The organism is Paenibacillus sp. PvR098 (assembly GCF_017833255.1).
Taxonomy (GTDB): Bacteria; Bacillota; Bacilli; order Paenibacillales; family NBRC-103111; genus Paenibacillus_G.
Genome location: NZ_JAFIBU010000001.1, coordinates 274916 through 294054 on the forward strand (window position 1 = coordinate 274916; position 19139 = coordinate 294054).

The following is a 19139-nucleotide window of genomic DNA, read 5'->3' on the forward strand; positions in this document are numbered from 1 at the left end:
GCGGAGGTACCGATGGGAATCTGGATTCTGAACGCTGCGGTAGTAAGTGAAGGCAAGGAACAAACGATTAAGCATGTTCTGGTAGAAGGAAATCGAATCGAGAGCATAATAGAAGCAGGGACCACGCCCGATACGGCCGGACATACGGTGATCGATGCGCAGGGCAAGCTGCTGACGCCTGGGCTGATCGATATGCACGTTCACCTGCGCGAACCGGGCTTTGAGCATAAAGAAACGATTGCGACGGGAACACGTTCGGCAGCGCGGGGCGGCTTCACGACCATTGCCTGCATGCCGAACACAAGACCGGTAATGGATACGGTAGAGACAGTGAAATATGTGTTGGACAAGGCTGAGACCGAAGGCATCGTGCGTGTGCTGCCTTACGCCTGCATCACAAAGAATGAGCTGGGCCGGGAGCTGACCGATTTTGAAGCACTGAAAGCGGCTGGAGCGATTGGCTTCACCGACGACGGCGTTGGTGTGCAAAGCGCTCAGATGATGAAAGACGCCATGGCTAAAGCGGCTTCGATCGGAATGCCTGTCATCGCTCACTGTGAGGACAACACCCTGGTCGAGGGTTTGTTTGTAAGTGAAGGGGCGTTCGCCCGTAAGCACGGGCTGAAGGGTATTCCGAATGAATCGGAAGCCATCCATGTGGGCCGCGACATTCTGCTGGCCGAAGCGACAGGGGTTCACTACCACGTATGCCACGTCAGCACCGAGCAGTCCGTACGGTTAATCCGTCAAGCCAAGCAAATCGGCATTAAAGTTACGGCGGAGGTTTGTCCGCACCATCTGCTGCTCTCCGACGAAGATATTCCGGACAGTATGGATGCCAATTGGAAAATGAATCCGCCGCTTCGTACGCCGCGCGACGTGCAGGCTTGTATCGAAGGACTAGTGGACGGCACGATTGACATCGTGGTTACTGATCATGCCCCGCACAGCGACGAAGAGAAAGCACGCGGAATGCAGCTGGCGCCGTTCGGTATCGTCGGCTTCGAAACGGCATTTCCGCTTCTTTATACGAAGTTCGTGGCGACCGGAGAATGGACGCTGCAGTTCCTGGTGGACAAGATGACCAAGCTTCCGGCCGAAGTATTCGGATTGCCTTGGGGTACCTTGGAGGTCGGCCGGACGGCGGACCTGACACTGATCGATCTGGAGACCGAGAAGGAAGTGGACCCAGCGGAATTCGAATCCAAGGGACGCAACACGCCGTTCACCGGTTGGAAGCTCAAGGGCTGGCCGACCATGACCATAGTCGAAGGCAAAGTCGTTTGGTCGGAATAAAGCTTGTCGGTTTAATGTAACTTACGAAGAATGAAGGAGCTGACTATACATGCAGGCTAGATTGTTATTGGCAGACGGTACGTTGTTTACCGGTAAAGCATTCGGAAGCACCGGCGACTCGGTTGGCGAGGTCGTCTTTAATACAGGGATTACAGGATATCAGGAGGTTCTCTCTGATCCGTCCTACTGCGGACAGATCGTGACGATGACTTACCCGCTTATCGGCAATTACGGTATCACTCGGGACGACTTCGAATCGATTCGCCCGTTCGTGCACGGCTTTGTCGTCCGTGAGCATGAGGTAGTGCCGAGCAACTGGAGAGCGGAGTACTCGATCGATAGCCTGCTCAAGGAATACGGTATTCTCGGAATCAGCGGTATCGATACGCGGATGTTGACCCGCCGGATCCGTCATCAAGGCTCAATGAAAGGCATTTTGACTACCTCAGACAAGCGTGTGGAAGAGCTGCTGGAGCAATTAAATGCGACGCCGATCATGACGGACCAAGTGTCCCGCGTATCCACGAAAAGCGTATATAGCTCCCCAGGCACGAAAGAACGCGTCGTTCTTGTAGACTTCGGTTCGAAGAGCGGCATTTTGCGCGATTTGACCAAGCGCGGCTGTGATGTAGTTGTTGTGCCGCAGGACACGACGGCTGATCAAATCCGCCGCCTGGCACCGGACGGCATTATGCTGTCCAACGGCCCTGGGGATCCGAAGGATGTTCCGGATGCCGTCAAAATGATCTCCGAGCTGATCGGCGAATTCCCGATATTCGGCATCTGCCTGGGTCATCAACTGATCGCTCTGGCCAGCGGCGCCGATACAGAAAAACTCAAGTTCGGGCATCGCGGCGGGAACCACCCGGTGAAGGATTTGAAGTCCGGACGATGCTATATTACTTCACAAAACCATGGCTATACCGTAAAGGAAGAGTCCATCGGCGCTACCGACCTGGAAGTGACGCATATCAACAACAACGACCGTACGATCGAAGGCCTGCGTCATAAAAAGCATCCGGTGTTCTCCGTACAATATCATCCGGAAGCGGCTCCCGGACCATTTGATTCCAGCTATCTGTTCGACGATTTCCTGGAAATGATTCGCGAACATAAGAAGAATTATCCGCCGGTACCGCGCCAAGCGCAAATCGCATCGGCTTATCAGGCGAGCAGCGCCAAATCCGCTTCCGCATCGAAAGGAGAACTGCACTATGCCGAGAAATAATGACATCAAGAAAATACTCGTGATCGGCTCCGGTCCGATCGTTATCGGACAAGCAGCCGAGTTCGACTATGCCGGTACGCAGGCTTGTCAGGCGCTAAAAGAAGAGGGCTTTGAAGTCGTACTTATTAACAGCAACCCCGCTACGATCATGACCGACACTAACATGGCCGATAAAGTATATATCGAACCGATTACGTTAGATTTTGTCACTCAAATCATCCGTCAGGAGCGTCCGGACGGCTTGCTGCCTACATTGGGGGGCCAAACGGGCCTCAACATGGCTGTGGAGCTGGCGCGTGCAGGCGTGCTGGAGCGCGAGAACGTGAAGCTTCTCGGAACCCAGCTTACAGCTATCGAGAAGGCGGAAGACCGCGACCTGTTCCGTGAGCTGATGCGCGAGCTGGAGCAGCCGGTGCCGGACAGCACGATCGTTACGACTGTGCAGGAAGCCGTTGATTTTGCGAATGAGATCGGTTATCCGATCATCGTACGTCCGGCTTACACGCTCGGCGGTACGGGCGGCGGCATTTGCGCGAACGAAGAGGAACTCCTTGAGACGGTTTCCTCCGGGATTCGCTACAGCCCGATCGGTCAATGCCTGATCGAGAAAAGCATCGCAGGAATGAAAGAAGTTGAATATGAAGTCATGCGTGACGCGAACGACAACTGTATCGTCGTTTGTAACATGGAGAACTTTGACCCGGTTGGCGTACATACAGGCGATAGCATCGTCGTGGCGCCGAGCCAAACGCTGTCCGACCGTGAGTATCAGATGCTCCGTTCGGCTTCGCTCAAAATCATCCGCGCCCTGAACATCGAAGGCGGATGTAACGTACAGTTTGCGCTTGACCCGTACAGCTACCAATACTATGTTATCGAAGTGAATCCACGTGTCAGTCGTTCATCCGCGCTTGCATCCAAAGCGACTGGCTATCCGATCGCCAAAATGGCGGCCAAAATTGCCATCGGCTTTACGCTGGACGAAATCGTGAACCCGGTAACGGGACAAACTTATGCTTGCTTTGAGCCGACGCTCGACTATATCGTATCCAAAATCCCTCGCTGGCCGTTCGATAAGTTCACGGCAGCCAACCGGAAGCTCGGTACGCAGATGAAAGCTACGGGCGAGGTCATGGCGATTGGCCGGACGTTCGAGGAATCGATTCACAAAGCGATTCGTTCTCTGGAAATCGGCGTACATCGTCTGCATTTGAAGGAAACCGACAAGCTGGATAAAGAGATATTGGATCAGCGTCTCGAGAAGCCGGACGACGAGCGGATGTTCCTGATTGCCGAAGCACTGCGTCGCGGCTACACCGTGCAGCAGCTGCAGGATCTGACGAAGGTGGACTGGTGGTTCCTGCACAAGCTGGAAGGGTTGATCAAATTTGAAGCCGAGCTGCTGCAGCCTGAGCTATCAGAGGAACTACTGCGTGAAGCGAAGCGCAAAGGCTTTACGGACCGCGCGATCGCCGAGGTAAGAAGCCAGGCAGAACAAGGGCTTAACCTGACGAAGGAAGCGGACGTACGCACTTACCGTCTTAGCCTGAACCTGAAGCCGGTATACAAAATGGTAGATACGTGCGCGGCGGAATTCGAAGCTACGACACCTTACTACTATTCCACATATGAAACCGAAGACGAAGTAAAAGAAACTTCGAAGCAAAAGGTCGTCGTACTGGGCTCCGGTCCGATCCGGATCGGACAAGGCATCGAGTTCGACTACTCGACAGTGCATGCCGTATGGGCAATCCAAAAAGCGGGCTACGAAGCGGTCATCATTAACAACAACCCGGAGACCGTATCGACGGACTTTAATACATCAGACCGTCTTTATTTCGAGCCGCTGTTCTTTGAAGACGTGATGAACGTTATCGAGCGTGAGCAGCCAATCGGCGTTATCGTTCAATTCGGCGGTCAAACGGCGATTAACTTGGCAGCCCCGCTGTCCAAAGCCGGCGTACGCATTCTGGGTACGGATTTGGAAAACATCGATGCTGCGGAAGACCGCAAAAAGTTCGAGGCGCTTCTTCGCACGCTGGAGATTGCTCAACCGCCGGGCGGCACGGTAACCTCTGTCGACCAAGCGGTAGGCATGGCTGCGAAATACGGCTATCCGGTGCTCGTTCGTCCGTCCTACGTACTTGGCGGCCGTGCAATGGAAATTGTGTACTCCGACGAAGAGCTGCTGAGCTACATGGAGTATGCGGTTAAAATCAACCCGGAACATCCGGTTCTGATCGACCGGTACATGCTGGGTAAAGAAGTGGAAGTCGACGCGATCTGCGATAAAGAAACCGTAGTGATCCCAGGCATCATGGAGCATATCGAAAGAGCGGGCGTTCACTCCGGTGACTCGATCGCAGTTTATCCGACGCAGACGGTCTCCGAAGAGCTGAAACAAAAAATTATCGATATCACAACCAAGATTGCCAGAGGCTTGCAGGTTGTCGGTCTTGTGAATATTCAATTCGTTATCTATCAGAACGAAATCTACGTCATCGAAGTTAACCCACGTTCCTCGAGAACCGTACCGTTCTTGAGCAAAGTGACGAAAATTCCGATGGCAAACGTGGCAACTCGCGTTATCATGGGCGAGAAGCTAGCGGATATGGGCTATCAAACTGGATTGTGGCCTGAAGATGATTTTGTGTCCGTGAAGGTGCCTGTGTTCTCCTTTGCCAAGCTGCGCCGCGTAGACACCACGCTTGGGCCGGAGATGAAATCGACCGGTGAGGTTATGGGCCGCGACAAAACATTCGCCAAAGCCTTATATAAAGGCTTGATCGGCTCCGGCATGAAGGTGCCGCCGACGGGTGCGATTATTGCGACGATCGCCGATAAGGATAAAGAAGAAGCAACGGCTATCTTCCGCTCCTTCGAACGACTTGGATATCGGATCGTGGCGACGGGCGGAACGGCGAGGGCGCTTGAGGAAGCAGGACTGAAAGTAACCCGAGTGAACAAGCTGAGCGAAGGCTCGCCGAACATTCTGGACCTGATTCGTAACGGCGAAGCGCACTTCGTAGTCAATACGCTGACCAAGGGTAAAACACCGGAGCGCGACGGCTTCCGGATTCGCCGCGAGGCGGTAGAGAACGGCATTGTTTGTATGACGTCGCTTGATACAGTAAGCGCACTGCTGCACGTGCTAGAGTCCATCTACTTCCAATCGACGGCTATGCCGGTATTTGAAGCATAACACCATCTGTATTAGCACAGTGTCCCGCTGACCGCGAGGATGCTGTGCTAATCCCTTGATTAGGCATATAAAAGATAGCTTTCATTCCTTAATAGGAGGCGGGGAACATGGCGTTTGATAAGAATAAGGCAGAGCGAATCATGGTTGCGCTCGATTATGCTCATGCACAGCAGGCGGAAGTACTGGTGAAATCGCTCGCAGGTATTCCTTGCTACATGAAGGTGGGCATGCAGCTGTTCTACAGTGCCGGTCTTTCCTTTGTCCAGATGCTGAAAGAACAAGGCTACCATGTGTTTCTGGACCTCAAGATGCACGATATTCCGAACACGGTCAAGGGCGGTGCGGAAAGCATCGCAAGACTTGGTGTGGATATGTTTAACGTGCATGCCGCAGGAGGCAAGGCGATGATGGAAGCGGCGTTGGAAGGCTTGGAGAAAGGGCTTCAAGGAGGCCGCAAACCGATGGTCATCGCTGTTACTCAACTGACGAGCACAGGCGTAACAGTTATGAATGAGGAAATCGGTATTGCGGGTACGGTGGAGGATGCCGTGCTGCGTTACGCTCGATTAGCCCGGGAAGCGGGTTTGAACGGCGTAGTCGCTTCCCCGCTGGAAGTTGTCCGGATCAAAGATACATGCGGCTCGGATTTCGTTACCGTTACGCCTGGAATTCGCCCGGCAGGAGCGGATATCGGTGACCAGACCCGCGTCATGACGCCTGCAGAGGCGTTCGCTCAAGGTACGGACTATATTGTCATCGGCCGTCCGATCACAGCCGCACAGGATCCTAGAGGGGCTCTGGAAGCGATCTTGGCCTCCGTCTAGAGAAAAGCTTGTCCATATGAGAGAACAAATGGAGAGGAATGATATGAGCGTGCAAACAACCATTCGAACTAACCATCAGCTGGGAGAACGCATAGCTTCGGATCTGCTTGAAATCGGAGCTGTAGCGCTTCGTCCGAATCAGCCTTTTACCTGGACATCGGGGCTGAAATCGCCAATCTATTGCGACAACCGCCTGACCATTTCTTACCCCGAGATTCGCGACCGTATCGCAGAAGGCTTTGTTTCGCTGATCCGCGATAACTTTCCGGATGCGGAAGTCATTGCCGGCGCGGCAACGGGCGGCATTCCACACGCCGCTTGGGTGGCGCAGAAGCTCGGTTTGCCGATGGTCTATGTTCGTGATAAGGCGAAAGGTCACGGCAAGGAAAATCTGATTGAAGGCTATATTAAGCCGGGTCAGAAAACGGTCATCATCGAGGACCTAATTTCGACTGGCGGCAGTTCGCTTAAAGTGGCGCTTGCGGTGAATGACGCCGGTGCCCAAACGCTTGGCGTTCTCGGCATTTTCTCTTACCAGTTTGACAAAGCGAAGGAAGCTTTCGAAGGCACGGGGATTCCTTTCGAAACGCTGACGAATTACACCGCGCTGCTGGATGTTGCACTAAAGGTGGGCAGTATTCAGAAGCAGGATCTGCAAGCGCTCCAAGCATGGCGGAGCAATCCGGCCGAGTACGGGAAGTAAAATGAAAAACTCCGGTTAACCTTGTCATGGTTAATCGGAGTTTTTTTGGTGGTTACGGCTATTTTTTGAGCAAAGCCAAACGGTAAGCGTACTCGAACAAGAATTCAAATGCTTCCAGATGGCGCTTGGCCTCAAAGGCGTTCGCTCCCCAGGCATAGATGCCGTGCTTACGCAGCAGGATACCGGGAATACGGGGGATGATCGCTCCTTCCACAAGCTTGGCAATGCTCGGAATGTCGGCGAAGTTCGGCAGAATCGGAATTTCGATTTGCGCTTCCTCTTCCCAAATGTTGAATGCCTTGATCAGCTCCACGCCGTCTATAGGCACGCTGCCGCGCTCTCCATAAAGCTCGGATACCAAGTTGTTGAACACCGTATGTACGTGGAAAACGGCGCCGCAGCCGGTTGCACGGTAAATTTCACAATGAATGAGCGTCTCCGCGGACGGTTTAAGGCCGGTCGTTTCGATCGGCTTGCCGTTCTGGTCCACCAGCAAATAGTCTGACGGAGTGTTGACGGACTTGTCTTTACCACTGGACGTAATCGCAAAAGCGAACTGATCCGGGGAGAATTCGCCCGTACGTATGGATAAATTACCGCTTGTACCGGGAAACCATCCTCGCTCCGCAAAGAGCGTTTTGACCTCGCGCAGCTCGGCGAACGCCTGCTGCTTCTCTTCTAAACGAATGGCGCTGAAACTCAACGTATCTTCATCTCCTCGAGCTGCTTAATGACATCAAAAAAGTTTTCAAAAGGGTAATAATTCAAGTTGAGATCTTCACACAGCTTCACCAAGTGAGAACGGGCAAAGACGATGTCCGCCAACTTGGCGCCTTCAAAATCGGTGACGCTGTCTCCGATCAGAATACGCTCGTAAGACTCCGCAGGATATTGACGGATGATCGTCGTCTTGCACATACCGCAGTCGTTCGCGCAATGCTTGTCACAAGAATGCGGCCATTCAATCTGAATGTGTGATCCGCTGAAGTTGCTGCCGTTGCAGTAGATGTACTCCTTTGGAATCGGGAACTTCGACAGGACGGGATAGACGAAAAAATCAATGCCGCCGCTGGTCACCAAAAAATGAACATCCTCACACTTGCAGTACTCAAGCAGCTCGCGGAATCCGTCACGGATCGTTACGTTGCCTATGGCATAATCGATGACTTCCTGCTGCATGGAAGTGGGGAGCAGGGCGAACATGCGTCCTACGCCCTCACGAATTGTAATCTCTTTGTTAATGATTTGATCAACAAGCGTGTCCCAGCCTGGGGGCTGAAAATGCTTCATGATCGCAACGATGTTGTCGTTCACAGTGATGGTTCCGTCAAAATCGCAAAAAATAATCCGTTTTTTGCTCATTCCTTAATCCCCCAAGCGTCGATTGCCGCCTGCAGCTCCGGGTGACCGTCAGCCGCATATTCACGAAGCGGTTTGCCGGTTAAACAGCCGTTGATGGCCTGCCGGAAGGCGCGGCCTCCGGCGGCGGCACCCATTGGATGACCGTGAACCCCGCCTCCTGCATTGACTACGACCTGTGTGCCGAAATCTTTGAGAATCAAAGGCACAAGACCGGGGTGAATGCCTGCAGACGGAACAGGGAAGCTTTGAGCCAAAGGGGCTTGTCCGTTCGCGGACGAGACATACGCCGCTACGTCTGTGGTTAGCAGCGCTTCTTTGATCGCCATGTTCTCCTCGCGGGGCATAACCACCGAGCCGTAAGGGGAAGGGAACAGGACGAGGTCTGCGCCGGCCAGCCGCATCAGCTTGCCGAGCAGCACGCTGGCTGCGATCCCGTGATAAGGCGACGGGTAGAACGCTCCGGCCAAGGCTGGGTGGGCCATAATCGGCACGCGGATATCCGGGTGCCGGCTTAGCTCGGCCAAGGCGTCAAAGCCGTAGGCCAGTACATTAAAGAGCAGTGCATTGGCTCCAGCGCTAATGGCTTTCTTCGCTTGCTCGATCAAGCCGAAGGTCGGGCCTGTCAGGTTGACGGCATACAGCAGTTTTTGCCCGGTTTCCCGTTGTGCTTCAGCCGCGGCTTGCATGCAGGCTTCCACACGCCGTTCGATCGGGGAAAGCGGATTCTCGAACAAGATTTCATCGTCCTTAATCAAATCGACGCCGCCTAAGGCCTGCTGCAGGAACTGCTCGCGCAGCGCCGGAAGATCATGACCGACAACCGATTTGAAGATGCTCATCAAGAGCGGCCTGTCATGAACGCCGAGCAAGTTGCGGACACCTTGAAGGCCGAATCTTGGTCCGGGAAAGTCGGACAGGAAAGCCTCGGAGAACGAAAGATCAATCAGCTTGATGCGGCCGTCCATCGACAGCTTGCCGAATACGGTGACGAGCAGGGCAGGGATGTCCCGGCTGAAGTTGATTTCAGGGTAAGCGATTTGGATATCGGCGTACCGTTCAGATGCGGGCTCTCCGGCCGCAGGCTCATGAACGTCCACGCGGACAACGCGGCCCAGATGTTTTTCCATCTCGGCTTTTCGCGCTTCGGGAAGGTCTGTCCAGCTTCCTAGGGTTAGGCCGACGGCGATGCCTGTTGCTTTTTTATGAAAATCGGCCTTCTCGTCATAGCAGCGGTAGGTTGCTACGCAATACGCGCCATGGTTGTCAAAATTCAATGCCTGACACCTACTTTACTTGGTTTGGGAAGTGACGGAGGCGCTGATTGCTGCCCCCATCTCGCCGGCGCGTTCCGCCGCGCGGAGCACCGCTTTCGTGACCGCTTCGGGGAAGCCGTGGCTGTCAAGCGTCTCGAGTGCAGCCTGTGTCGTGCCGTTCGGCGAAGTAACTTTGAGACGCAAATCGGATGGGTTCTCTCCGGTTGCCTCCACCATACTTGCGGCCCCGAGCACCGTTTGCACGGTCAACCGACGCGCTTCTTCAGGAGCAAGACCGCCCTGAATACCGCCTTGAATCATGGCTTCCATCATGTAATAAATGTAAGCCGGCCCGCTTCCAGATACACCGGTAATCGTGTCGAGCAACGGCTCTTCGACGACGGAGACGACGCCGGTAGATTCAAACATTTGTATAGCGATCTGGCGTCCTTCTGGTGAGACATGGGAAGAGAAGCTGATGCCGGTAGCTCCAAGGCCGATCGTGCTCGACGTATTAGGCATGGTTCGTACGATGGAGTAATCCGCTCCGCCAAGCAGTTCCTTCATCGTATCGGTGGTCAGGCCGGCGATGACGGAGATGAGAAGCTGTTCTGCGCTCAGCAGGTGCTTGATCCCGATTAGGCCTTCAGCGGCATCCTTCGGCTTAAAGGCCAGGACGACGATATGACCGGATCGGATGGCGTCTTCCTTCTCCGATTCGATCACAGAATAGCGAACGCCATAGCGTTCTCGGAGCTCTTCAAGCCGAGCATGATTGGTACGGTTCATGACGAAAATGTTCTCCCCATGCACACCGCCCTTCGTGATCAGCCCGCGAATGATGGCTTCAGCCATCGAGCCGGCACCGACAAAAGTTATTTTCATATGAGACAAGGATTGAGTCATCTGGAATGCTCCTTTACAAGCGCGGAAAGAAGAGATGCCGGAGGCACACTCTTATCCACGGATTTGTCCGTTTCCGCTAACGCGGAATTTGCTTGAGGTTAGGGCGGGCAAGCCCATCGGACCGCGGGCATGCAGCTTCTGCGTGCTGATGCCGATCTCGGCGCCGAAGCCGAATTCAAAGCCGTCAGTGAAACGGGTGGAGGCATTATGGTAAACGGCAGCCGCATCCACCTCGGCAAGGAAACGTTCTGCGTTCCCGGCATCGTCGGTAACAATACACTCCGAGTGCATGGTGCCGTGGCGTCGAATATGCTCAAGCGCTTCGTCCAGGCTATCGACAATGCGTACGTTGAGAATATAATCGTTATATTCCGTATCCCAATCTTCTTCAGAAGCTGCTGTCATAGAAGGCATGAGCTTCCGGGCGGCTTCGTCGCCGCGCAGTTCAACCCGCTGCTGCGTAAACTGCTCCCCGATCATCGCCAAGTGACGCTCGGCAAAATTACGGTGTATCAGCAGTGTTTCCATTGCATTGCAAACGGACGGACGCTGCACCTTGGCATTAATGGCGATGCGAAGAGCCATATCCGGCTGTGCGGTTTCGTCAATAAAGGTGTGGCAAATACCGGCCCCGGTTTCGATGACTGGTACGGTGGCATTCTTCACCACATTTTGAATGAGCGATGCCCCGCCCCGTGGAATTAAGACGTCAAGCAGGCCGTTCAGCTTCAGCATTTCGTCGACGGATGATCGGCTCGGATCCAGTACCAGCTGCAGCGCATCCGGAGGAATATCCGTCGAAGCGAGAGCGGTGTGAAGCACCTCTACAATGCGTTTGTTCGAATACAGAGCGGACGAGCCGCCGCGCAGGACGACTGCATTGCCGGTTTTCAGGCATAAGCCCGCCGCGTCTACCGTAACGTTGGGACGCGCTTCATAGATAATGCCGATAACGCCCAACGGTACGCGAACTTTCCGGATGTTCAAACCGTTCGAGCGGCTGATCTCCTCCAATGTTTCTCCGATCGGGTCTGGCAGCGCTACAACCTGACGCAAGCCTTCGGCCATCGCTTCAATGCGTTGCAGGTTCAGTGCCAGACGGTCCAGCAGCGAGGTGGTGATTCCGCTTTCGCGTCCGCGATGCAAATCTTCCGCGTTAGCAGTAATGATCGATTCGGCATGCTCTACAAGCGCATCCGCCATGCGCAGCAAAGCGTTGTTTTTCTGCTCCGTCGTTAATAGACCTAGCTTAGGTGCCGCATGCTTCGCAAGCGTTGCCTTTTGTACCACTTCGCTATGAGTTAAAGTTTGATCCATGTTCGTCATCATTACCATCTCCTTTAGGATGTGATTTATCAATGTATGAACGGTATTTTTATTTGACCGCCGAAGAGAGCGTAATCCATTCATCTCTATGAATGACTTCGATACGGGCTACTTCGATTCTCTTTTGGACTTCTTCTGTGCTGAGCCCGCGTACGGCTTGAAGCTGCCAAGCGGCGTAGTTCACAACCCCGCGGCCTATCGTCTGCAGGGTAGGTCCGGCCACTTCAATGACATCGCCGGGATGAAAGTCGCCGATGACTTCCTTAACACCTGCCGGAAGAAGGCTTTTGCCTCGCGTCACGAGTGCGAGCTCCGCGCCTTCGTCCACGACCACTTTCCCCAGCGGCTGGGAGTGAAAGCCGAGCCACTGCTTTTTCATCGGCAGGTTGTGAGCACTTGTATCAAAGTAAGTACCCTTGCCCGTACCTTCGACGGCAAGCAGCATATCTCCGGGCTCTAGAACTCTCCCTATGAACACGGGTACACCTCCGCGCATCGCAATCCGTGCCGCCTCGATCTTGGATCTCATGCCGCCTGTTCCGACCATAGAGCCGGAGTCCCCAGCGATTTTATAAATTTCTTCGTCAATCTGAAGCACACGGTCAATGCGTTTCGCATCGGCGTTCTTTCGCGGATCTTCCGTATACAAACCATCCGTATCGGTTATGATCACCAGCTTCCGCGCACGGACAAGATTAGCCACCAACGCAGACAGGGTGTCGTTATCTCCGAATTTGAGCTCGTCGACGGCTACGGTATCATTTTCGTTAATGATCGGCAGAATGCCGTGCCGTAGCAATTCCTCGATCGTCATCTGAGCGTTATGGATTCGCTTACGGCTCACAAAATCGGAGCGGGTGAGCAATATTTGCCCGACGCCGATCTCGTGCTGTCCGAACGCGGCCTGGTAAGCCTGCATGAGCAGTGCCTGACCGACGGAAGCGGAGGCCTGCTTCTCGTGCAGCTGCTTGGGACGGATGGCGTAGCCCATCTCCCGAAAGCCTGCGGCTACAGCGCCGGAAGTGACAAGGAGCACGGCATGCCCTTGTTTGCGAAGCTCCGCGAGCTCCGCTGCAAAAAAATGGATTTTGGCTCGGTTCAATCCGCCTTCGTCGGAGGTGAGCGAGCTGCTGCCGATTTTGACTACAATCGTTTGCTGCATCCGGATCACTCTTTCCTAACTTTGTCATATCAATACAAAAAGGCCCCGTCCTGCTAAGGACGAAAGCCTCTACTTCCGCGGTACCACCTTACTTGATGATTGATGAAAATCATCCGTCTTCCATCCCCAGTAACGGCAGGGAGCGCCGTCCAACTCCTCGTTGGCCGTTCAGGGGCGGGTTCGGCAAGGCTCCACGGTAAATTCTCGCAGCCGGTGGAATTTACTCTCTGGACGTGCAGTGGCTTCCTACTGTTCCCATCATTACGTTTGCTATTCATTTAAGGATAGCATGCGTGGTAAGCTTTGTAAAGACGGGAAGCGGGGGATGGCTTTGTACAACCGACAGAGCTATCCGAACAAACCGAGCGCTTTAATGCGCTCCACCGCTTCCTGCAGCCTGTCCTCCGTGCTCAGTAAGCCCAGACGAACGTAGCCTTCGCCGTGTTCGCCAAAACCGACGCCGGGAGCGACGACGATCTTTGCTCTCTCCAGCAGCATGTCAGCCAGAGATTCGGATGTGTATCCTTCAGGGACAGGCAGCCATGTAAAGAAAGAGCCTTGCGAACGGTTCGCTTTCCAGCCAATGCTATCAAGCGCTCTGAACAAGGTGTCTCTGCGGCTTTGATAGACCGAGATAAGCTCCTTCACGCAATCCTGAGGGCCGGTCAGCGCAACGGACGCTGCCTCCTGAATCCCGCCAAACAGGCTGCAATAGTAGTGATCTTGGATCAAATTGATCATTCTAACAACCTCGGCGTTGCCGAGACAAAACCCGACTCGCCAGCCGGCCATGTTGTACGTTTTGGACAGTGTGTAGAACTCAATTCCTACTTCTTTGGCTCCAGGAGTTTGCAGGAAGCTGAGCGGTTTTTGCCCGTCGAATCCGATGGCCCCGTAAGCAAAATCGCTGGCCACCACAATCCCGTTTTTGGCTGCGAAATCTACGGTTTCCTTATAAAAGGAAGCGGGAGCGGAAACGCCTGTCGGATTGTTCGGGTAGTTGATGAACATCAGCTTCGCCTTGTTGATATCTTCCGGAGACAGAGCGTTATAGTCAGGCAGAAAAGCATTCTCCTCGCGCAGCGGCATGAAAGCCATCCGAGCTCCGGACAAAGCGACGCCTGACCAGTAATCGGGGTAACCGGGGTCAGGAACGAGACAAATGTCTCCGGGGTTCAGCAAGCATTGAGCGATTTCTACAAGCCCTGTTTTGCCGCCGAATATGATCGCCACTTCCTTCTCCGGATCGAGCTCGACACCGTAATCCTCCCGGTATCTTTGGGCTACCGCTTCTTTCAAAAACAAATAGCCGTTAAACGGCGGGTAACGGTGGTACTGCGGGTTTTCCGCAGCTTCCTGCAAAGCTCTCACAATATGAGGAGGAGTGGGGCGGTCAGGATTGCCCTGTCCCAAATTAATGACATCATGTCCCGCAGCGCTTTGCTCATTGGCTTTGCGCACGAGCTTAGCGAAAAACTGTGTAGGCAGGTCCGTGAGACGCTGCGCTTGTTGAATCGGAAAAGCGCTGATGGCGCTTTGAGATGCATTGTTCATTTCAAAGGTCACTCCAATGGGTTCAAGAATTGTCCGTAAACGCAAAAAGATCCCGCGGTATTATCCCGCAAGGGCGGATAGGAATAATGTAACACGAAAAAGCCGGCAGGTACAGACGGTTTGCAAAACCGTCGAGGATTGTCCTAATTCCGACCATGGATTTTAGACACTTGGGTGATATGCTCACACTGAATTCCGATGTTTGAGAACGGCCTCATTCTACTATTATATATAAGCCTGCTTCTCGCTTTAATACGAGTAACTGATGAGAATGAATATGAACTATTTTTCCTGCTCCAAAAGGCCTGAATTTCTTCCCGAAATAGGAATAAAAAAATACATTTTAGATATTTTGTCCTGAGTGTTTCAGCTTATTGGGCCACGGGTAATACCCATACGATAGTTTGCTAACACGTTATATAAAAAGGAGAGGATTCATGTTGAAGAAGCATTGGAAGCGTTTAATGCTCGGGGTACTTTCCGCAGTGCTTATGGTGCCTGGAGGTGCTGCTGCGGCTAAAGAATGGAAAGGAGATGAGGTTAATAAGGCTAAAGCAAATGCGGGACTCCGTCTGCAATGTGTGGCAGACCAAAGAACAGCCGTCAAAGGTGGAAAAATCGGGTACCACATTCTGTATCACAATGTGAAGGTAGACAAGAAGTCCGGAGGCTGGATGATGGTAAAGATCCCGGATGGTCTTGAAATCGATACCATTGAGGATGCTGAATGGGATTCCAATGCGCAAACGCTGAAGTGGAAAATCGATGGCAAAGATGATGACGCCGATGTCGTTCACTTTAAGTTGAAGGTAAAGGAAGACGCGCCGAACAATGCAACCTTCACACTGGCCTGCGAAGGCGGGCTTGACAGTGGAGTCCAAGCGGCGACAGCACCGGTTACCGTAGTGTTAGGCAGCGAATTGCACCAACCGGTATTTAACGGATATCCGGACGGAAATTTTCAACCGGAGAAATTTTTGACCAGAGCCGAAACGGCGGCTGTGATTGCCCGCGTGTCAAATCTGAACGGAGACGGGAACGCTGCGGTTTATAGTGACGTTTCTGTAGACCATTGGGCTTCCAGGTATATTCAGGCAGTGACCGCAGCCGGTTACATGTCCGGGAGCAACGGCCAGTTCCATCCGGAGCATCCGATCACCAGGGGAGAGTTCGTGACGCTGATGCTGCGCGTCCGCGGGATTGACGCCATTCCCATGATGTCAGGCTTCACGGATACAGACGGACATTGGGCGAATGATGCTGCGGCTACGGCAGCCGCACTAAGGTTCATGGAGGGTTCAGCCGGCGGAAGAGCCCAGCTCGACGGCGCAGTGGAACGCCAGATGGCAGCCAAATGGCTGAGCATGATTTATTATCGCGGAGCGCTGCAGGATGGGGAAACGCAGGTAATCCAGCATTGGCCGGATGTTCAGCGCGGGCATTGGTCTTTCGGTTGGGTTGAGGAGCTTTCCATGATTGCTCATGAAGGAGTAATGCAGTCCCCGATGGAGGAAAGACTGATTCGTTATGTAAAGGATTAATCTGAGAATCATTGAACCGGTCAGGAATCTGACCGGTTTTTCCCGTTCTCTTTATTCATTACGGTCTCGGAACATCTACGGAGGTGATGATACTTTACCAAAACAGGAACCTTTAGACATGTAATAAATCCAAACGTATAAAAATAAATATCAAGTAGTGAACAAGATTCACTAAATTCAAATGATAAAGGGAGCCATGAAAAACTCCAATTCAAACAAAAACACAGTTGAATATGCAGTGAAAGGGTAATTGAATTTTCGATACCTGAGTGATTGAGAGAGTTTTATGGGAAATAACTTATAAACAGGGGGGAATGCAAGTCGAGTTTCGGTATTGACAAATTTTTCATTCAACTATACAATTTATTTGGTGAATGTGATTCACTAAAAGGAGGTGAAAACAAATGGAGACTACAAAAAGCTCCTACGGTAACGTAGCTCATGCTTTAGACATTCTACTAGCTTTTAAGCATAAAAGTGAATTTTCATTAGTTGAATTGTCGGATTATTTAAAAATTAGAAAAAGTTATTTGTTAAAAATACTGGATGGCTTAAAAGAAAAGCAATTTATTAGCCAGGATCCCAGTACGGGAAATTATCAACTGGGTTTGGCTTGTCTTGAATTAGGATATGCCTTCGAAAAGCGGTTGGATATTCGTAAGGTGACCCATCCTTTACTTGTAGAATTGGCTAAAGCTACGAATGAACTTGTACACTTTGGTGTACTGGATGCTAATGTCGTAGTGCTGCTGGATCGTGTCGTTTCGAATGATTCATCTTTACGATTACAGTTTCACTTGTCATTAACGTCACCACCTTATTCCACGGCACTTGGAAAAGTCTTATTGGCCTTCAGCGATGAAGCTCGAGTGGAACACTATTTATCAATGACGAAAATGGAAGCTTATACGACTCACACAACCATTGATCCTAGTATATTCCGGCTAGAGTTAGCGCAAATTCGGAAGCAGGGCTACTATCTCTCTTATGAAACCTTTGAAAATGGGATTTCATGTGTATCTGCTCCTGTCTTTTCTAAAAATGGATCGATTGCGGCGGCTATAAGCATCTGTGCGCCAACCATTCGAATTATGTCCAAAGAAAAAGAATTAATTGAATATTTACTTGGAACGACTTCCAAGGTATCAAGTAAATTAGGATACATTCCAATGGAGGTGACTAGCTAACACCATGACACGAATTGGATAAAAAAGAGGGACCTTTTCATAATAATGGCAAGCGACCAAACTCCCATTTGAAAAGATGCACCTCTCATACTAAGTTTACCACACTCACTCAAGAATTTGAAAAAGTTTAGACGACTTGGCCTTCCTACAGGTTACTAGAGGTTCAGTACAATTACTTCATTCAATTTATGTAAGCGCTATATATGTATGAGATCATTTTTGATAATAAAAAATCACTTACATATAGGGAGGAATAGTATGGCTCAAATTCAACTTGCAGCTCAACCGGAGCTTAATAAGAAAAAAGCAAACAGAGCATTGTTAGCAAGTATGGTCGGAAGCTCCATTGAGTGGTTTGATTTTTTTCTTTACGGTTCCATGGCTGCATTGGTATTTAATAAACTGTATTTTCCAAGTGAGGATCCCGTAGTCGGTTTATTGCTTGCTTATTTGTCGTTTGGGCTCTCATTTTTCATTCGTCCATTAGGCGGAATTGTATTTAGTCATATTGGCGATAAGATTGGGAGAAAGAAAACGCTGATGTTAACCTTAATGCTGATGGGTGGAGCAACTGTTCTGATTGGTTTATTACCAGATTATAATGCGATCGGGATATGGGCGCCTATAATACTCGTCTTCCTGAGATTGTGCCAAGGTCTTGGGATCGGTGGGGAGTGGGGCGGTTCTGTGCTGTTAGCAGTAGAATATTCATCCAAAAAGAACCGTGGGTTCTATGGAAGTATCCCGCAGCTTGGCGTGCCCGTCGGAATGCTTCTTGGAACCGTTGCCATCTCGTTGTTAAGCCAGTTGCCGGAAGAACAATTTCTCTCATGGGGCTGGCGATTACCTTTTATCCTGAGCGCTGTATTGATTGTTGTAGGACTTTGGATTCGTAAAGGCATCGATGAAACGCCGGTTTTCCAAGAAGCGAAAGAGAGCGGGGATATCGCCAAGGTACCACTCGTGGATACGATCCGTTATCACTGGAAATCGGTGTTAATCACTGCGGGAGCTAAATTTGTAGAAACATCACCTTATTATATCTTTGCCACTTTTGTAATCGCTTACGCAACGGGATATCTGGGTTATGAAACGGTTACTGTACTTAATGCCGTAGCCATTGCCAACCTGGTAACGATATTCATGATCCCTTTCATGGGGAAACTTTCGGATAAAGTCGGTAGAAAGCCGCTATACATTGGCGGAACCATTGCCATGCTGCTGTTTGCTTTCCCGTATTTTTATTTGATATCGCTGCAGTCCGCCTTATGGTTGACGGTAGCGACAGTTATCGCGATAGGCATTATATGGGCTCCGCTAGAGGCTGTGATGGGAACGATGTTCTCGGAAATCTTTAGCACCAATATACGTTATACAGGAATTTCTGTGGGGAATCAGTTAGGTGCTGCAGTGTTTGGAGGCACAACTCCGATGGTTGCACTTGCACTGCTTAATGCTTTCAATGACTCTTGGGTACCCATAGCTCTATATATTATTTTAGCCTGTGTCATTTCTCTTATTTCGCTTTTGGCCATACGTGAAGGAAAAAATGTGGATTTATAATCATCATCAGATCGTTTGACAGGAATAAATAA

General features: G+C 51.6%; 15 protein-coding genes. 8 read left to right on the forward strand and 7 right to left on the reverse strand.

Annotated elements, in window-relative coordinates; all coding sequences use genetic code 11:
- The first annotated feature begins 12 nt into the window (after positions 1-12).
- From JOE45_RS01320 to pyrE, 5 genes are all read left to right on the forward strand, one after another.
- Positions 13-1296: a dihydroorotase gene (locus JOE45_RS01320; RefSeq protein WP_210021896.1), complete on the forward strand. Its 1284-nt coding sequence runs from the start codon at positions 13-15 to the stop codon at positions 1294-1296.
- 49 nt (positions 1297-1345) lie between these two features.
- On the forward strand, positions 1346-2524 hold the full coding sequence (locus JOE45_RS01325; RefSeq protein WP_210021895.1) for a carbamoyl phosphate synthase small subunit: 1179 nt from the start codon (positions 1346-1348) through the stop codon (positions 2522-2524).
- Positions 2511-5726: a carbamoyl-phosphate synthase large subunit gene (gene carB / locus JOE45_RS01330; protein WP_210021894.1), complete on the forward strand. Its 3216-nt coding sequence runs from the start codon at positions 2511-2513 to the stop codon at positions 5724-5726. The genes JOE45_RS01325 and carB overlap by 14 nt, the downstream gene beginning before the upstream one ends.
- 107 nt (positions 5727-5833) lie before the next feature.
- On the forward strand, positions 5834-6550 hold the full coding sequence (pyrF, locus tag JOE45_RS01335; protein WP_210021893.1) for an orotidine-5'-phosphate decarboxylase: 717 nt from the start codon (positions 5834-5836) through the stop codon (positions 6548-6550).
- A gap of 43 nt (positions 6551-6593) precedes the next feature.
- Positions 6594-7253, forward strand: coding sequence for an orotate phosphoribosyltransferase (gene pyrE / locus JOE45_RS01340; protein ID WP_280874412.1), 660 nt, complete (start codon positions 6594-6596; stop codon positions 7251-7253).
- A gap of 58 nt (positions 7254-7311) precedes the next feature.
- On the opposite strand, the gene mtnB is transcribed toward pyrE, so the two are convergent.
- The 7 genes from mtnB to JOE45_RS01375 form a co-directional block, all read right to left on the reverse strand.
- Positions 7312-7956, reverse strand: a complete 645-nt coding sequence (mtnB, locus tag JOE45_RS01345) for a methylthioribulose 1-phosphate dehydratase (protein WP_210021892.1) — start codon at positions 7954-7956, stop codon at positions 7312-7314.
- Positions 7953-8615, reverse strand: a complete 663-nt coding sequence (locus JOE45_RS01350) for a 2-hydroxy-3-keto-5-methylthiopentenyl-1-phosphate phosphatase (protein WP_210021891.1) — start codon at positions 8613-8615, stop codon at positions 7953-7955. The genes mtnB and JOE45_RS01350 overlap by 4 nt, the downstream gene beginning before the upstream one ends.
- The gene (locus JOE45_RS01355; protein WP_210021890.1) at positions 8612-9889 is read right to left on the reverse strand and encodes a 2,3-diketo-5-methylthiopentyl-1-phosphate enolase; all 1278 of its coding nucleotides are present in this window, start codon (positions 9887-9889) and stop codon (positions 8612-8614) included. Before JOE45_RS01355 ends, JOE45_RS01350 begins: the two co-directional genes overlap by 4 nt.
- 15 nt (positions 9890-9904) lie before the next feature.
- Positions 9905-10774 carry a pyrroline-5-carboxylate reductase gene (gene proC, locus JOE45_RS01360; protein WP_210021889.1) on the reverse strand — a complete coding sequence of 290 codons (870 nt, stop codon included), beginning with the start codon at positions 10772-10774 and terminating at the stop codon, positions 9905-9907.
- A 51-nt stretch (positions 10775-10825) separates the two neighbouring features.
- On the reverse strand, positions 10826-12100 hold the full coding sequence (locus JOE45_RS01365; RefSeq protein ID WP_210023474.1) for a glutamate-5-semialdehyde dehydrogenase: 1275 nt from the start codon (positions 12098-12100) through the stop codon (positions 10826-10828).
- 49 nt (positions 12101-12149) lie between these two features.
- Positions 12150-13262, reverse strand: a complete 1113-nt coding sequence (gene proB / locus JOE45_RS01370) for a glutamate 5-kinase (RefSeq protein ID WP_210021888.1) — start codon at positions 13260-13262, stop codon at positions 12150-12152.
- Between the two features lie 348 nt (positions 13263-13610).
- Positions 13611-14816 carry a pyridoxal phosphate-dependent aminotransferase gene (locus JOE45_RS01375; protein WP_210021887.1) on the reverse strand — a complete coding sequence of 402 codons (1206 nt, stop codon included), beginning with the start codon at positions 14814-14816 and terminating at the stop codon, positions 13611-13613.
- A gap of 437 nt (positions 14817-15253) precedes the next feature.
- On the opposite strand from JOE45_RS01375, the gene JOE45_RS01380 reads away from it, so the two are divergent.
- From JOE45_RS01380 to JOE45_RS01390, 3 genes are all read left to right on the forward strand, one after another.
- Positions 15254-16357, forward strand: coding sequence for an S-layer homology domain-containing protein (locus JOE45_RS01380; RefSeq protein WP_210021886.1), 1104 nt, complete (start codon positions 15254-15256; stop codon positions 16355-16357).
- Between the two features lie 404 nt (positions 16358-16761).
- Positions 16762-17544, forward strand: coding sequence for an IclR family transcriptional regulator (locus tag JOE45_RS01385; protein ID WP_210021885.1), 783 nt, complete (start codon positions 16762-16764; stop codon positions 17542-17544).
- A 258-nt stretch (positions 17545-17802) separates the two neighbouring features.
- Positions 17803-19107, forward strand: a complete 1305-nt coding sequence (locus tag JOE45_RS01390) for an MFS transporter (RefSeq protein ID WP_210021884.1) — start codon at positions 17803-17805, stop codon at positions 19105-19107.
- The last annotated feature ends 32 nt before the right edge of the window (positions 19108-19139 follow it).

Excerpts from the sequence above, each read along its gene's own strand:
- JOE45_RS01320 (WP_210021896.1), top strand. The coding sequence starts at position 13 with ATGGGAATCTGGATTCTGAACGCTGCGGTAGTAAGTGAAGGCAAGGAA.
- JOE45_RS01325 (WP_210021895.1), top strand. The coding sequence starts at position 1,346 with ATGCAGGCTAGATTGTTATTGGCAGACGGTACGTTGTTTACCGGTAAA.
- carB (WP_210021894.1), top strand. The coding sequence starts at position 2,511 with ATGCCGAGAAATAATGACATCAAGAAAATACTCGTGATCGGCTCCGGT.
- pyrF (WP_210021893.1), top strand. The coding sequence starts at position 5,834 with ATGGCGTTTGATAAGAATAAGGCAGAGCGAATCATGGTTGCGCTCGAT.
- pyrE (WP_280874412.1), top strand. The coding sequence starts at position 6,594 with ATGAGCGTGCAAACAACCATTCGAACTAACCATCAGCTGGGAGAACGC.
- JOE45_RS01350 (WP_210021891.1), bottom strand. The coding sequence starts at position 8,615 with ATGAGCAAAAAACGGATTATTTTTTGCGATTTTGACGGAACCATCACT.
- proC (WP_210021889.1), bottom strand. The coding sequence starts at position 10,774 with ATGACTCAATCCTTGTCTCATATGAAAATAACTTTTGTCGGTGCCGGC.
- JOE45_RS01365 (WP_210023474.1), bottom strand. The coding sequence starts at position 12,100 with ATGACGAACATGGATCAAACTTTAACTCATAGCGAAGTGGTACAAAAG.
- proB (WP_210021888.1), bottom strand. The coding sequence starts at position 13,262 with ATGCAGCAAACGATTGTAGTCAAAATCGGCAGCAGCTCGCTCACCTCC.
- JOE45_RS01375 (WP_210021887.1), bottom strand. The coding sequence starts at position 14,816 with ATGAACAATGCATCTCAAAGCGCCATCAGCGCTTTTCCGATTCAACAA.
- JOE45_RS01380 (WP_210021886.1), top strand. The coding sequence starts at position 15,254 with ATGTTGAAGAAGCATTGGAAGCGTTTAATGCTCGGGGTACTTTCCGCA.
- JOE45_RS01385 (WP_210021885.1), top strand. The coding sequence starts at position 16,762 with ATGGAGACTACAAAAAGCTCCTACGGTAACGTAGCTCATGCTTTAGAC.
- JOE45_RS01390 (WP_210021884.1), top strand. The coding sequence starts at position 17,803 with ATGGCTCAAATTCAACTTGCAGCTCAACCGGAGCTTAATAAGAAAAAA.